This is a genomic window from Nostoc sp. 106C (assembly GCF_002154725.1).
Taxonomy (GTDB): domain Bacteria; phylum Cyanobacteriota; class Cyanobacteriia; order Cyanobacteriales; family Nostocaceae; genus Aulosira.
The window spans coordinates 12,692-27,996 of the sequence record NZ_MTAW01000121.1 but is presented as its reverse complement, the minus strand read 5'-3'; the positions used below and the strand labels follow the sequence as shown (position 1 = coordinate 27,996).

The following is a 15,305-nucleotide window of genomic DNA, read 5'->3' as shown; positions in this document are numbered from 1 at the left end:
TTTATTTAAAACTTGATTTACCTGGATTTGTTGTTGTGAGAGGGTTATTGCGCTGTGGTGGTATTTCTAACAAGCGCTTTCCACCCAGTAGCATGAGTTTTTCAACCAATTGCATTGATACTCCGGTAGTGCTGGCGGCGACGACAAGTTCCTCTCCTTGCGATCGCAACTCAACAAGTTGGTTCAGACGCTTCCAGAGCTTGCTGTCTGTCGTAACCCACTGGTTTTTTAGAGCAACTTGCATCCCTTTGGCGATATGTCTGCTATCAGATAATGCGGTGTAACTGACCTTTGGTTTTACTTCTTCAGGTTTGCTGGGAGTGTCGCCAATAATTTCAATTTGGCTGTACTCTGGTGTGCCACTGCCCGCTACAATCCGGAAGTGATAGCTTTTCCTTGTTGAGCCAGATTCGGTAATCACCGTCATGTGGGCCCCGTAAGGAGCTGGTGGTAAACCGGGGATTTTGACTGTCTCGATGCGGCGAATGTGAATTAGTCCTGCACCCGTGCTGCTTCCAGAACACTTACCCAAGCCCTCAAGACATCCGTCTACATCAAAAACAAACCTAGATGGGTCATCCAACCAGATTTTCTTGATAATTTCTTTGGTGTTGTAGAACGATATTGATACCCCATGTCCGGGCCAGACCTTAACTGTCTGCAATTGAGCATTTTCCCCTGACACCTGGGACGCTGCAACTTGACGGATAGTATTTACTAGTACAAGTTGGTTTGGTGCAAGCACGGAGGTGATGGTGAGGCATCCGCTAAAGGCGATTGCGCGGAGCGCAGTGCCAGAGGCAATCGCCCAAGGCATCCTTAAACTAAAATCGGCTATATTTCTTAGTTTCACAGCTTGATTGACCTATCGACTTTGATTGTGATTTTAGTGTCTTTAGGCACATACCAAACATTGGGACGGCGGTTGATTTCATCAGTAGCACGTTCTGTCCGCTTGCTGACTGTTTCGCCAAGTTTGCCAAAAGCACCTTCAAGGAAAGCAGCTGCCAGGTTGCGGTTATTATTGCGACTGCGGGTTCTTGTCCCACCTAAAGGCAAATCTTCTGTGACTTCTTCATCCGGCTGGTTGATAATTTCCCCTACCTTGGCAAGACCAGCTATTGTCCCTAATGTGGCATCATATTTGGCAATTTCAGATCCCTTGTCGTCGTAAGGTCTGGCGATTAGGGGTGAACCCGTCTCTCCCAAAACTGATATCGTTCCAGGTGATAGAGGATATTCTGTGCCGTCTTTGAGGATGGCCGTGACTTCGGCACGCACACCTGATGTGCTATCAACCGAAATCATGGCGATAGTTACCTGCGTTCCTACGGGAATGGCTATTTCACCAGTATTGCTATAAAGCGGCTCGTCCAACCGGGCGACAAACCGTAATGTATTTGTCTGCTCCTGGGAACGAGCGTTATTACTGGTTTGGGGCATAACGAGCGGAGTTACCAGGGTTGCACTTGCAAACGAACCGACAACTATATACTGCGGTTGTGTTTCTTGGAGTATCTGCGCTTCTTCTGGCAGGTAGTTATTCGCAACTTGTTCGATTTGCTGAGTGGAGTTGTTTTCTTTATTACTAGCAAAACTGGATTCTACGGTCTTTTCTTTGTCAAGTTGTAAGCTAATTTGTGGCTCTTTTACCGAGAAGCTATAAATAACTGGCACGGCTTGATTGTTATCTTTGTCATCAGTATTGCCATACTCAGGAGTACTATCATTTGTGGTTATAGGTTGCCAACGGGGGCGCAGTTCTTCAACTTGATTAGGAGTATTGGTAACTGTTTCGGTATTCTCGCTGCGTCGGCTACGGCGACGACGAGAGCGATCGCTATTTTGTTCTGCTGGGCGTAATGTTTCTTCAGTTTTAGCTGTAACTTCTTGTACTGTTGTGTTTGTAGGTTCACTGACAGTGGTACTGGCTAGCATATACTCAACTCGACCAACCGAACCCAGGTTACGCAGGCGTTCGAGTTCAGCTATTGGGTCTTTGGCGACACTCTGGTTGCTAGCAATTGTTTGTTTGGCAAATTTTGGCAGAGGAGCGCTAGGACGTAGAGGTGGTATTGGCTGTGAAGCCACTACTCTACGTGTTGGTCTAACAGGTTCGGGTGTTTCTTCCCGGTATACACGTCTTCTCGAAGTAGGGGGAGTTTCTTGAGCAACTACCCTTCGTTGTCGAATAGAACGGGTTTTCTCTTGGTTTTTGGCTTGTTGTTCTTCAGTAGTTTCCTTTTTCTCCTCTTTGTCTTCCGTGTTAGCTTTACCATTTAGGGCATCAAGTTCTTCCTGTTGCTTGGCGAGAGCAAGCTTGGCATAAACATCGCCTTCTTTTTTCTCAGATGCGGCAACCGTGGGAGTTGGGGTAGTAGTTAATTCTGGTTTTTTGGCATTTTTACCACTCCCATTCATCATGCCGTTGAGGACAACAAATATAACTAGAAACCCAGCACCAAATGCACCACCAATAATTCCTAACCTTGACCAGGGAGATGTAACAAAGTCGTGTTTAGTTTGGATTAACGCGGGGTCTTCTACTTCCGTTTCATCTTCTTCAACCACCTCAAATTGTGAATTTTCAACTTCATCTTCTTCTGTCCTATCGATTGGTAAAAGACTATTTACGGAAGATATATGTTTATTGGAAGCCTCGTTTTCTAGCTGTAACATAGTTCTATACTTGATTAATGATTTTTATTTCTTGCCGAGGTTATAATCAACGATTTGAGTAATTTCTAAACCTGGTTCTCGTATTAAATAAATTTTCTTATCGAGTTCATTTGGCTTATTTGGTAACTTGGGAGTATCGACAGCCTCGACAGTAATTGTTTTGTTAAAGGCGATTCCTTTGCCTTGGTTTTCGTTCCTATTAAAGCTGACGAGCGTTGCGATATAATCGACTTCCCACTGCCCATCCTTAATTTTTCTGGGTTCAGAGATATGGCGAGTTACAAGTGAAACTTGAATTTCACCGTTAAATACACCACTTGGAACGATTTCTGCTAATTTCTTGAGAAAATTCGCCCTAAAATCTTGATTTTCAGATAGTGCAAATGCAGCTTCCCAGGCTCTAGTAGGAATTTTTTTTCTACTATTTTTTGTTGTTTGAATATCTATTCCCCTATCAGGTTTAGTAACATTTTCGCCATTCTCTGTTGCTTCGATTATTCCGTTCCAGCCGAACATTTTAATCATGCTATCTGAGATAAAGCGTTTGATAGTTTCGGCTTCGCGTTCGTTGGGAGCAGCAAATTTACCAGGTGAAATAGACCCATCTTGGAGTTGAACAATCGTCATGCCTTTGACATGATGATTTGTGCTAGCACTCATGCCAATATTTATTATTTGCAATAGGGTAGATAAGATAGTTCCTCCTGCTGTTACGGCGATCGCCATTGCAATAGGTGTGGAGGTAGATTGCCCATAACTGAGGAGCCGAGCTGGTTGAGATTTAGACTTAGGTTTAAGCATAATTATTTGTTAATTACTTTTTAACTTTGATTTTGGAACTAACAAATTTGGTGGCATTGACAGCAACCGTAGCAGTTGTACTTGCTCCACCTGTAGCGATTCCTGCTGCAATTTCAGAGCCAAATGCTACTGTTTTACCTAATCCTGTCCAAACAGCTATTCCACCACCTGCGGCTAATGCAGATGCAAGGATAGGAGAAACTAACCCAACAAAAAGCAGAAATATCATCGGTTGATTTTGTTCGGAATTAGCGATAAGTTGTCCGCACAAACCAATAATCATGTTGAAGCAGAGTTTCGCCATTCCAACGGTGAAATAACCAGTTAGCCAAGCGAAAATAGGTTTTGCGCCAAAGGGGAGTAGCGAACCGCCTATTGCCAACGGGCCAAGTAGGGCAGTTAAAAGCATCGTGAATTCTATACCCCATTGGTAAGCGTTATTGAGGGCGAGGAGGATGACTGCGACAAATCCGGTAATCATTGAACCGATTGTACTGGTGATAGTATTGCCAATCTTTTCGGCGATTTGACCAGGGGAGAGATTTTCGAGCGCGTCTTTAGCATCAGATAAAGCCTGAAGTGGGTTAAATTCCCAACTACCGCTATCGGGGGCTTCTCCTTTAAATAGATCGGGTGCTGAGGTTTTAAGTTCTGCTTCTGCTTGTTGCAAGCAGGTGATTGAATCTTGCGTGTTACCAGGGATGGAACGGCATCTTTCCATTGCCGCCCCTACTTGCTGTTGGAGGGCAATATTGCCGACTGCGCGGTTGAATGCTACTTCTAGGTTGGCTCCGGCAGCAGTAAATTCTAGGATGTCATTATTAACAGTATTAATGTATCCCCGGATGGCGAGTGTTCCACTTCTGAGTAAAGTGCCATTGTTAGCTAGTAGCCCGATAACCAGAATGGGCCATATCAAACTGGAGAGGGCTTTCATATCTTCTTGATTTATCCAGTTTTTGCCTAACTCAACCATAAAAAGGGTGAGTGTGGCGATCGCAAAAAACTGACCAACTTTGCACATCGAGCCGTACAAGTTACCGTTGAGGGTTTCCTGCCAAAGTTCATTAAAACCTTCTGCTACTAGTTGCGCTCCAGCTGACGCATTTTCTAAAATGTCTTGCCCGAAGAATGGGTCGGTTGCAATTACAAGATGTTCTAACATGGTCTGTATTATGTACCTGATGGAGAATTGGTCATCTCTGCAATTGAGATGACCAACTAATTAGGGTGAATTATTCCCCTGCGGTAGTTTTGAGACTGCTAAACCCACTGATTTCGATATACTGGGCGCTAATACCGTCCATCATCAGGTTTTGACGACGGCGATCGCTTGCCCCCTGTTCGGCAAGTTGAGATAGCATTAGGTTAGTTTGTTGGGCATCGTGCCGTGTTTGCAGTCCATCAATGCGAGATTGACCCAACATTGAGACAATTTGCGAGTTTTGGGCAGCAATGACCTTGAGGATGTTTTGTGAAGCATCCATTGGTTGTGCAGATTCTGCGAGTTCTTTGGCCTCAGCTACAGTTTGTTCAGTTGCTTCTATTTCATTTTTGGTACGTTCCTGACCAACTTCCCCTAAGACGCTGGCGATTGTGGCGCGGGTGGTTTCTCTCTCCAGTTCGTTAGCTGCACTGACCGCAGCTTCAACTGTGTTGCTTTCATTCCAGTTACCCTTACTCTTAAGTTGCTCTTTGAGCTTTTCGGCTGAGTTTACTGGGTCTGGCATATCCATACTGCCAGTCTGAATAGCAGTTTTAGCTTCGCCTTTCATCCCACCCCATTTATTAGTTCCTGAAGTGAGTTCCTTTTTGGTTTCCTCAAAATAGTTATTGAATTTCCCTAAAACCTTGAAGAAGTCGTCAATTGAAAAGGCATAACTGGGTGCTGTACCGAGTAAAGTAACCAGACCAATTATTGACCCGATTATTACTCCTTTCTTAGTAAACTTGAATTTTGGTTTCATACTTTTCGTGGATAAAATAATCAATGTGGCAATCAAAGTTAAGCCACTTGTTTATGAGGTATTAATTATTCCTGTTATAAATCCAGATTATTCTTAGCTTTTCTTCTATAATTTATGCTGACTTTAATTGCTGATTGTTATTGTTATCCAGTAATTGTTGTGCTTCTTGGCTTAACTCATCTCCTCGAAGCATCTGTATGTAACTTTCTGAAAATTTCACCATACCCAGCATTGGATTATCGGCATATTTATTGAGAAATAGAGTGCGTAATTCTTGCTCATTCGGATTATTTGCTACTGCTGCAAGTAAGCAATAAGCAGGATAATACCTACAGAACGTAAGTTTGCCATTATCGTCAAGTAACCACTGTGAATAAATACTTTCGCGTTTTGGGAAGAATGCTTCGGTACTATTACGCGAGATAATTTCATAAGGATATTTAAACCTGTTCACAAATGGGTCAACTGCCGATGTTTGAATCCGACCGATCAGGCGGGTTGTGATGTTAGCAAATATCTTGGAAGCAGACTTACTTTGGAAGATACTTTCTGGTTCTTGGGCAGATAAAATTACACGTATACCTGCTTTTGCACCGTTAGCGCAGAGCCTACCAATTAGCTCGGCTATGCTCTCAAAATTGAATAAAATTGGTGCTTCGTCTAAGAAAAATATTGATACTTTAGATGATAAAGCTCTACGTAAGGCTGCGGAATAGGCACTCAGGGCAAGGACTGCGGCATCGGCTTCACTCCCAAGCGATCGCAATGCGAATACAAGCAATCGAGCATCAGTTTTAAAGCTAGATGGATTGGCGATTGATTGCCCAACTCGTGAATTTAGCCAAAACTTTAATCGCAATCTGATTTGGTCAAGGGCATCGAGGATTTCTTTACTATTATTGGTAATGGAATCGAGTTTGATAAATCCAGGCGAACAATAATTATAAAAATCTTTAAGTGTGGGAATATCTGCCCATTCAGGTGTTCCCAATCCATTTTCTAATGCTAGCTTGTACCGAAGTTTGATATCTTCATCGTTGTAAAAAGTTTCAATTGTGATTGTAATGATACTTTCAATATTTGATACCGTTGTCGGACTTACCCCTACAGGATTTGTCCCTAGTACCATTATCATTAATGTTGATTTCAAGAATTCCTTGAAATCGGTCATTCTTTCTTTAATAACTTCAGGATCATATCCCCTTAAATCTGGTAATTCAAATAGATTGTTCGACTCTTTACTAATATCGAAATACGCCCCTTCTTCTCCCATAAATTTGGTGTAGTCAGTAAACGTGCTAGTACCATCGGGTTTGGGATAATCAAGCGCAATTACAGGAATATTTTGAGCCAAGGCAGGTGTTAATAGACCTGCTACTAAGACAGATTTACCCGCACGGGTAGTACCAAAAATGGCGAGATTTTTGTGCTGCTTGTACAAGTCAAGATGTACTGGAGTTCCTCCTTCTTCAGCAATTAGCTCAAACCCGGATTTATCTCCCGTAGCTGTTCTGACTATTGGCATGAGTCCGGGAACTTCTGATGAGAAATATGGGAGGCGACGGTTAAAGGGTCTTGTAAGTAAGTTTTCCCAAACAACAGGTACACATTGTAACCATGTTTTCCAAGTATACTCGATTTCTCTCTCAACTACAGCAGGTCGTAAGAAACAGCTAGAAAGGTATTGACAAGCTTCATCAAGTTTTTGACGGCTGTGACGATGGACACAAAAAACAACAGCAGTATGGATGGGGAGACTGCCTCTGAGGATAGTTTCTTGTGCCTTAACTGCCTCCTCGATGTTCATATTGGCTTTTACGTCAATTGACCCCTTCTCTGAAGACATCGCGCTGGAGGTAATTGACTGTTTGGTAATTCGTTGAAGTGCAGTTTTGGCAAGTCCCTGGTTGGCTTTAGATAGCTGGCAAATAATCTCGGTGTTGGAGATTTTTTCTTTGGATATTACCTCCCAGAGGTATCGAAGCTGGGCGTATTCGTCTACCCAGCCTTGGGGCTTTTCGCTAAACTGAAGAACGCCGATATACTTGTCTTGCAGTCTTACCCAGCTGCGATCGAGAAACGGGACAGATTTTTCATTCTCCAGCATCAGGTGGCGAATGTGGAAATCGCTAGTTTGAACTTCTCGAAGTCCCTCTTCATCTAATATGAGGGGATTGGGAACTTTGGGTGCATCGCTACGGTTAAATTGGCTCCAAAGAATTGACCATAATTCCTCACTTGTGACTGCTCGTACTGAAAGCCCCATCGAGTTTGTCAAAAGTTGTTCCCACCGTTGAAACCCAGAGGTAAAACTATCCCGTAAAATTGTTTCGATTCGTTCTTGCCGAACACTGTGAATTTGTCCAGTAAATTGGAACCAGGCATTTTGCAATTGTTTGATAGTTTTTTCAATTGCATCATTTGAGCGACTGTCTTCAGAAGCCAAGACACTATAGGTACACCAGAAACGTAAAAACTTATTTTTACGAGTTCCTGCTTTAGTGAGTTCTCTTGCTCGCAGACGTTCCGATCGCACTAATAAAGTTAGTTGCTCTAGGTTGCATTTATCCTCTATCTTTTTTAGTTCCTGCTGTCGAAGAAAATCATCAGTGAACGAACCAAGATGAATTGTCAAGGTTTCGCGTTCGGGAAGTTCTTTGAGTCCACCCTCAATATTTTCAAAAATTGGGATAATCTGTTCTTCTGGTAAAGACGGGTGGACTCCTTGTACGTCGAAGCAGAACTTGATTTGAATATCTTCTTTTTTCTGGAGAATGAGTGCGCCGATATCTCTACGACCAGCAAGCGAGATACTTGCAATCCCGGCTAAATGAGTAATATCCTCAAACGGTGTCAGGTTTTTGACAACACCTAATTGTTCGGTATCGAGGGATTTTTTACCAATTTTGTCCTTTGTTTTCGTGGAGACGGTCGAACTCATAGCCTGTATTTTCGTTCGGTGATATTTTTTACTAAAGCTAGCTTTATCTGCGTTTTTTCAGCTGGTGCTTTTTCTGGGATTGAGGTTGTAAAGGATTAACGAGAGAAACAAAAGGTTTGTAACCACGGGTGATGCGGGGCGTGCCGACAAACTTACCGAAGAAGGCTTTGTTGGAACTTACCGTCCACCAAGTTGCCCATCCCCAAGCGGTTACAATTCCGGTTGCCAGCCAGGAAGCTTGCATAAAACCCTTAACTACCATGTAGGAGATGAGAGCGATCGCACTCCAGGGAACAATTTGGTCGGCGGGGAATGGCCCAAGGCGCGGCTGTTCTCCTAATACGCGGTTGACAGTACGAAATTCCCGTTCTCTGGCCATTATTACGAAAGACAAAAGTCAGTTTTTGAAATTTTGATGAGTGGCACTTGTGGAATTGTGCCACTCGTGGTGGCTTTTTTGACGAGTGACGTATCAGCCTGTTACCAGTCCTGCAAGCAAGTCTCCGACTACAACTGTGAGGGCAACGATAATTGGTGTACGGGCGATCGTTTGCCAATCTTCGTCGTTTCTGGCTGCTTGAACGACCCTAATCAGACCAATACCCAGGTAAATTAGGAACAAACCGCGCAGTACCGCAAATACGTACCTAATAATATCTTCATTGACACCAGTAAAGTATTCTGTGAAGAAGTCCTCTGCGTTTTGCATGAACTGGGCATTTGCAGGTGCAGTGGCAATGTCCAACATAAATACTACACCTACCAAGCAAAACAGAACAGTATAAATATTGATGCCATACTTGCGCTGCCACTTCTCAAAGTTGGAAAGTAGTAAGTTTGCTTCCTTGGGTAGTAACGCTACGATGCCAGTTCCAAACGCGAGAGATGCCATCACCATGTGGTGGAGTGAGATATCTGCAATCATCAAGCCAGTACCAACTGCCATCAGTCCGGCAATGCTGGCGTTTTCTTTCCAGTTGCGCTTTTTGCGACGGGTGGAAACGGGGTATCCGTATTCTTCGTTGGAAGGAATGCGATCGCTACCAAAATCAGATTCGTAGTCTGTTCTCATAAAAAGATTATTTCAGAAATTAGTGGATGAAACTTTGTAGGGGTAATTAAGGCTGAATTACTGCTTTTTACCAAAGTTTTGATTGGAGTAAATATCTGCTCCAACTTCTCACTTGTGAAATTATTTTATGAGATTAATAACCTTGAAATCATCTAAAAATTTTCTATTTTTAGACACTATGTTTTTCAGTAAATCATTCAATAAAAAATCAGACAAATTTGCTTGACAAGTTCCAATAATTAAATCAGTGGTTGATTTCATAATGTTTGACCCCCGATATAGCCTATATCGGGGGTCAAACATTGATATATGACGTAGCGTAATTACGGTTGTTTACCGCTAGGTTGTTGTGATGGCTCAACTCTCCGTCAACTAATTCTGCGTTTTATTTGTGTTGAAATCGAGTAGGAGTTTCTTGCCTACTTTGAGATTGAGGGTTTTGGTACTGTTAGCAGGTAATTCAATAACCTGGTTAACAGGATAAATTGAATCATATTTAGGACAGGTTTTGGTTTTGCAAGGGGGAGCTGCTTCTACGATTGATTTGATAACTCCATCTTGGAGAAATATCATATCTAAAGGAATATACGTATCTTTCATCCAAAGTTTAACTTTTTCAGGTTTGTTGAGGACAAATAACATTCCGTGATTTTCAGGGATCGAATTACGAAATTTTAGTCCGTGGGCATATTCTTTTCTATCGTCTGCTAATTCGAGTTGAACTGTTTGATTGTTACTGGTAAAGGTTGCACCAATAGGTAAATACTGGGGCTGGCGAGTCCAAAAGTATAGCGGTAGGGGTGAGAGGGCAGCAGTAAAACCAGCAATTGGCCCAACAAATTTGATAAATTTGATGAATTTGAAAAATAGGCTTTTTTCTGGATTTTGTGATTGTTTAGTTTGAATGTTGGTTTGAGCAGTTTGTCTTGTAACTTCCATAGTTTTAGCTAAATAAAGTAGTAAAGTGTTTAGAAATGGCAAACATTATGAACTGTTGAAATGTTTTGGTTACATTTGCTTTCGTCCAAACATGATGAAACTTTGAATTGATTTATGATGTGTGCTAGCTGAAAATATCAATGTTGCCAACAGCAAACTTGCTTTCGTCTAGGGGACTACTAGGTAAAGCTTGTTGGTCAGCTTTGTTACGCATCGATTCGACTCGATCGGCTTCGCGGATAGCAAGCGGGTTAATCTGACGGCGTTCTTCTAGTAATGCCTCGATTGTTAGTTCAAGTGTGGGGAGTTGGCTTTCTGAGTAGGTATCTTCTGTTATGGTTTCGCAGAATATCGTACTAGCGGCGCGTTCTACAATTGTCTGGATTTCTGCACCTACACAGCGATTGGTGGCTTTAAGAATTCTGCGCCACTGTTCTTCACTCCAGGGGTCGCCGCCATTGCGAAAGCGTTTGTCAAACCGGGCAGCGTGCAGTTTGAAGATACTATATCTTTCCCCATTATTGGGCAAGTCTACTTTAAATAAATAGTCAAACCGTCCAGCACGGGTGAGTTCGGGTGGTAGCCATTCCATGCGGTTAACTGACGCGATGACTAGTACATCTGACGTGCGCTCTTGCATCCACGTTAATAGCTGACCAGCCAGCCGTTTGGCGAGGTCATCATCCCCAGCGAAGCCTTTATCAAAGTCGTCGAAATACAAAATTACTTGATTGAGCCTATCTGCCAGTCGCAACAAGCGTTTGAGTTTCATTTCTGCTTGGTTGCCAAAACTTCTAAAGTTGCCCCAATCGACCATAATGAGGGGAATACCCATGTTTTGGGAACAGGCTTTTGCTGAGTGTGATTTTCCCGTCCCCGGTGGCCCCACAAGCATAATCCCCTTGGGTACGCGCAGATTGTATTGTTTGGCACGCGGGGTAAGCAATCGCTTGAACTTTTTGAATGACTGCTGCATGAGTTCTAACCCACCAAGTTGGACTTTTGGTGGAGGTAAGAATTCGATGTCATACAAGCGGTTGAGCAATTGAATTTTTTTTGCTAGTAGAAGCTTTGCTATCTCACTGGAATTTCCTAAGTCATGATTTTTTCTAATATCGGTTAGGCAAGAAATAATATCAGAAATATACAGACCAACACTAGCGTTAGCAATTTCTAAATAGTCTTGTTCATTATAAATTAAAGGAAATAAATTACTGCTGATTAAATTATCAATAATTTCTTGTGTATCTGGTAATTCTTGACTCCAAAGGGGTATTTCTGCTGCTATTTCGCTGGCTAACTCGGCATTGGCTCCTAGTAATATGGTAGTCTTATCACTTTTATTTGTATGTAATTTTAGATTAACTAGCGACGACTTAATCCATTCTGATAGAAGAACATATTCAGTGTCTTTAGTTATGTTTTCTTTTAACCAAGGAAAAATATTCTCAACGATTAGTACTCCAGTGCCAGAATAAACCCTCCAAAAATTGAGTACTTGAAAATAATCTTCTGTATTTTGTTTGATGGAAGGTTTATAGTCGTGAAACTCTTGAAAAATAAGATTATTTTCGGTGCTGACGACTAATTCTTTAATACTGTCCTCGCTTAAATTCCATATATAGACTTTTTTACCTACTTGCTGACAGGAAGTAGTAATACGAATGAGGAAGCGGTGGCGTTCTTGGAGGGGGGATTCACAGGCAATGATTGGATAATTGTCCGCAAGCAGGTCTTCTAGATACTCAAAGCTAGACTTCATCTTAGTTGCTTGTAGCGTAATCAGAAGCAATCTTATCTAGAAGAGATGCTGTACGATAACTGATAATTTTCTAATTTCTAAATCCAAAAAATTAGAAAAAAGTTGGTTTCTTTTCAGTATTTTGTTGATTGTGTAATGGTGTTGTGAATTTAGATAATTCCCAAGAGTTCTGATTTTCCAAGTGTTTTGATTTTTAGTTATGGCAAAGACACCGGAATATCCAATCGTTGTTATTCCAGAGTTAGTTAAAGACAAAAAACAGTTTACTCCTATAGTTTTTCCGTCTGGACAGGGAGATGCACCAATTGGGGCAAGTGAGGAGCTGTTTGAAAATGTTCTCAAACATTATTTTGGTGAAATTGTTTCTTCCCAGCAGGTGATGTTTCCACCAGGGCATCGACTACCATTTACGGCTGATTTTCTGTTGATTGAACCAAATACTGGTTTACACATAGACTTGGAGGTTGATGAGCCTATCTCATTTGCAACTGGGAAGCCCACTCACTGTATCGGCGATGATGACTATAGAAACAAGTGTTTTGTCGATGCAAACTGGCTGGTTATCCGCTTTGCAGAAGAACAAGTCTCATCTCAACCAGAACGCTGCGCTCGATTTATTGCTGGTGCGATCGCCCAACTGACAGATAATAATACTTATCGCCAGAAGCTACTTCATGTAGAGAAAGTTACTCCCATACGTCAGTGGTCTGCACGTCAAGCTTCCAGATTAAAGAAAAGTGATTACCGCCAAGGCTATCTTGCCCAAAGGAAGAACTAAGGATGTGAAAAAATCACAGGATCAGGTTTTCTCGGGTAGGGAGATGTAATAATACTACAGTTTTATACAAAAGCTTAATTTATCTTACAAATCTTGCTTGGTAGCCAGTAATAATTTGCATATCATCAAGTTAGAGTTAAAATCATCACAAAATTCAAAATAAAGGAGTAACTAAATGTCAGTTCTATGTGACAAAGATATTACAGAACTATGTAAAAAAAATCCTCCACTTATTGATAAATATTACGATTGGGAGTGGCAACTTCAACCCGCAGGATTTGATTTATCAGTTAATAGAATATTTATACTTGATAGCCCAGGGACAATTTACAACGGACGCAAGACAAACTTATTACCTAAAAGACATGAGTTGACTTGTAACGATGAAGGTCTTTTTGAGCTAGCTAAAGGTCACTATGTAGTGCAGTTTTGCGAAGAATTATGTTTACCAAATAATGTTATGGCATTAGGAAAACCCCGCTCAACACTTCTTAGGTATGGAGGCACACTTGCAACAGGTATATGGGACCCAGGCTTTCATGGATTTTCCCAATGTGGATTAATAATTTACAACGAAAAAGGCATTAACATTAGCAAAGGTGCTTCACTACTTCATATGACTTTTCTATTGTTATCTGGAGAGTCATCAGGCTTTCAGTACAACAATATACATAAGGCTGTTGTTAATGATAAGTAAAAGGAAACTAGTTGTTTAATACGCTTTTGTACACTTTAGGCTTCAAATGGTAATAGTTTCAAGCAAATAATCTTATCAAACGACAACTTTACTTAATGGCAAAACAATAAAACAAAGTCTACTATATAACTTAACTTCACACTATGATAGACTTACTTCTGGTTAACGTGCCTATTGATTTAGGTAAAAAACCTTATGACCTTGCATTTCCTTTTTTAAAGCGACTTAATTTTGGAATTCTTGCCATCGCTTCTTATATGAAAGAACGGGAATTTCAAGTAGAAATATTTGATCCACAAGCTTATTCTGAAGAAAATTATTCAGAAGAGGATTGCATAAACAAACTTTTGCAAGAAATAGAATATTGCTCACCACTTGTAGTGGGTCTTTCCTGTATAAGTGGTTTTAGTTATCTTTCATGTAAAAAAATAGCATATTTAATTCGCCAAGTTTTTCCATCCATTTTGATTTTAGTTGGGGGTAAAGACCATGTTGGACAAATAGCAGATACAGTTCTCTCTGAATGTGCTGCTATAGATATCGTGGTTAGAGGAGAGGGAGAGGAGGTACTTTGCCAACTTATTAATAGTGTCAAAAATAAGAACTCTTTAGAAAAAGTTCCCAATATAGTTTATCGTGATGTTACCGGAAAGATTAATTCAACACTTTTCGATTTAGCATTAAATCCTCAAGAAATTACTCGATTAAACTATAGCTTATATCCTAATTTTCACAGTTTTCCGCCCAGTTTAGAAATTAGTAGAGGATGTCCATTTGGGTGTGCTTTTTGTGTATCAGCAAAAACTGGAGTTAGAAAGAAAGATGTATCAACCATTATAGAAGAAGCAGAATACATAACTCAGATATATGGTGATAATGAAATTTGTCTTTACTTAGAAACTCCTATGTTTTTGATGCAAGATAAGGAAATATCTCAACTTGCTTGTATGAAAAAAGAAAAAGGACTAAATTTTACTTGGAGAACTGAAACACGAGTAGACTATTTAAGTCCTGTTCGCTTGCAAAAACTTGCAGAGGCAGGATTACGAGTTTTAGACCTTGGATTTGAAAGCGCCTCTCCAGATATACTTACACGAATGGGGAAGACCCAAAACACCAAAAAGTATTTAGAACAAGCATCAGAAATTTTGCGCTCGGCATATGACCTTGAAATAATCGTCAAAATGAATATTCTCTTTTATATAGGAGAAACGGTAGAAACAATAGGAGAAACAATTTCTTTTTTAGAACAAAATTTACCTTACACTACAAGTGTATCAGCATACCCTCTTTTGCTATATCCAGGTTCATCACTTGAAACTGGAATAGAAGAACATATTAAGGAATATGGTGGTTCGCTTGTCAAAGATAGTACTTGGGAAGAAAGGCATTTGTGGCCTGTAAATCCAAGTACTGTATTTACTTATGACACTCTACAAGAACTTGGTACTTTATTCACGAAATCATTTCAAACTATGGAAATATTTTATAAACAGAAAAAGTATGGATATTTTTCACCAAGTATCTCATACCTTGAATTTGTACAACGTTCTGAGAAGTTTGGTATTGAAAAACTACCTTTTTCAAAAGGTCAAGAAGAATTAAATAATAATAGGCAAAAATTATGGTCTAAGCTGATATCTTTAAAAGCAGTTTAATATACTAATAT

13 protein-coding genes are annotated in these 15,305 nt (G+C 40.8%); 3 read left to right on the top strand and 10 right to left on the bottom strand.

What is annotated here, in order from left to right; translation table 11 throughout:
* Position 1: 1 nt before the first annotated feature.
* The 10 genes from BV375_RS17420 to BV375_RS17375 form a co-directional block, all read right to left on the bottom strand.
* Positions 2-853 (bottom strand): hypothetical protein, encoded by an 852-nt coding sequence (locus BV375_RS17420; RefSeq protein ID WP_086762631.1) that lies wholly within the window; start codon positions 851-853, stop codon positions 2-4.
* Complete coding sequence (locus tag BV375_RS17415) at positions 850-2,679, bottom strand: TrbI/VirB10 family protein (protein WP_086762629.1); 1,830 nt, start codon at positions 2,677-2,679, stop codon at positions 850-852. Before BV375_RS17415 ends, BV375_RS17420 begins: the two co-directional genes overlap by 4 nt.
* Before the next feature lie 24 nt (positions 2,680-2,703).
* Positions 2,704-3,480 (bottom strand): hypothetical protein, encoded by a 777-nt coding sequence (locus BV375_RS17410; protein WP_086762627.1) that lies wholly within the window; start codon positions 3,478-3,480, stop codon positions 2,704-2,706.
* Between the two features lie 13 nt (positions 3,481-3,493).
* A complete protein-coding gene (locus BV375_RS17405) occupies positions 3,494-4,645 on the bottom strand; it encodes a hypothetical protein (protein ID WP_011316863.1) in 1,152 nt (383 codons plus the stop codon).
* 70 nt (positions 4,646-4,715) lie between these two features.
* Entirely contained in the window at positions 4,716-5,447 is a 732-nt protein-coding gene (locus BV375_RS17400) for a hypothetical protein (RefSeq protein WP_010993861.1), read from the bottom strand.
* Positions 5,448-5,559: 112 nt separating this feature from the next.
* The gene (locus BV375_RS17395; protein WP_086762626.1) at positions 5,560-8,388 is read right to left on the bottom strand and encodes a hypothetical protein; all 2,829 of its coding nucleotides are present in this window, start codon (positions 8,386-8,388) and stop codon (positions 5,560-5,562) included.
* A gap of 43 nt (positions 8,389-8,431) precedes the next feature.
* Positions 8,432-8,767, bottom strand: a complete 336-nt coding sequence (locus tag BV375_RS17390) for a hypothetical protein (RefSeq protein ID WP_062296238.1) — start codon at positions 8,765-8,767, stop codon at positions 8,432-8,434.
* Between the two features lie 93 nt (positions 8,768-8,860).
* Positions 8,861-9,460, bottom strand: a complete 600-nt coding sequence (locus tag BV375_RS17385) for a hypothetical protein (RefSeq protein ID WP_086762624.1) — start codon at positions 9,458-9,460, stop codon at positions 8,861-8,863.
* A 372-nt stretch (positions 9,461-9,832) separates the two neighbouring features.
* Entirely contained in the window at positions 9,833-10,399 is a 567-nt protein-coding gene (locus BV375_RS17380) for a DUF192 domain-containing protein (protein WP_086762622.1), read from the bottom strand.
* 124 nt (positions 10,400-10,523) lie between these two features.
* Positions 10,524-12,161 carry an ATP-binding protein gene (locus BV375_RS17375; protein WP_086762620.1) on the bottom strand — a complete coding sequence of 546 codons (1,638 nt, stop codon included), beginning with the start codon at positions 12,159-12,161 and terminating at the stop codon, positions 10,524-10,526.
* A 199-nt stretch (positions 12,162-12,360) separates the two neighbouring features.
* On the opposite strand from BV375_RS17375, the gene BV375_RS17370 reads away from it, so the two are divergent.
* The 3 genes from BV375_RS17370 to BV375_RS17360 all read left to right on the top strand — a co-directional run bounded on the left by BV375_RS17370 (position 12,361) and on the right by BV375_RS17360 (position 15,294).
* Positions 12,361-12,939: a hypothetical protein gene (locus BV375_RS17370; RefSeq protein WP_086762618.1), complete on the top strand. Its 579-nt coding sequence runs from the start codon at positions 12,361-12,363 to the stop codon at positions 12,937-12,939.
* Between the two features lie 175 nt (positions 12,940-13,114).
* Complete coding sequence (locus tag BV375_RS17365) at positions 13,115-13,636, top strand: hypothetical protein (protein ID WP_086762616.1); 522 nt, start codon at positions 13,115-13,117, stop codon at positions 13,634-13,636.
* A gap of 143 nt (positions 13,637-13,779) precedes the next feature.
* Positions 13,780-15,294: a radical SAM protein gene (locus BV375_RS17360; RefSeq protein WP_086762614.1), complete on the top strand. Its 1,515-nt coding sequence runs from the start codon at positions 13,780-13,782 to the stop codon at positions 15,292-15,294.
* The last annotated feature ends 11 nt before the right edge of the window (positions 15,295-15,305 follow it).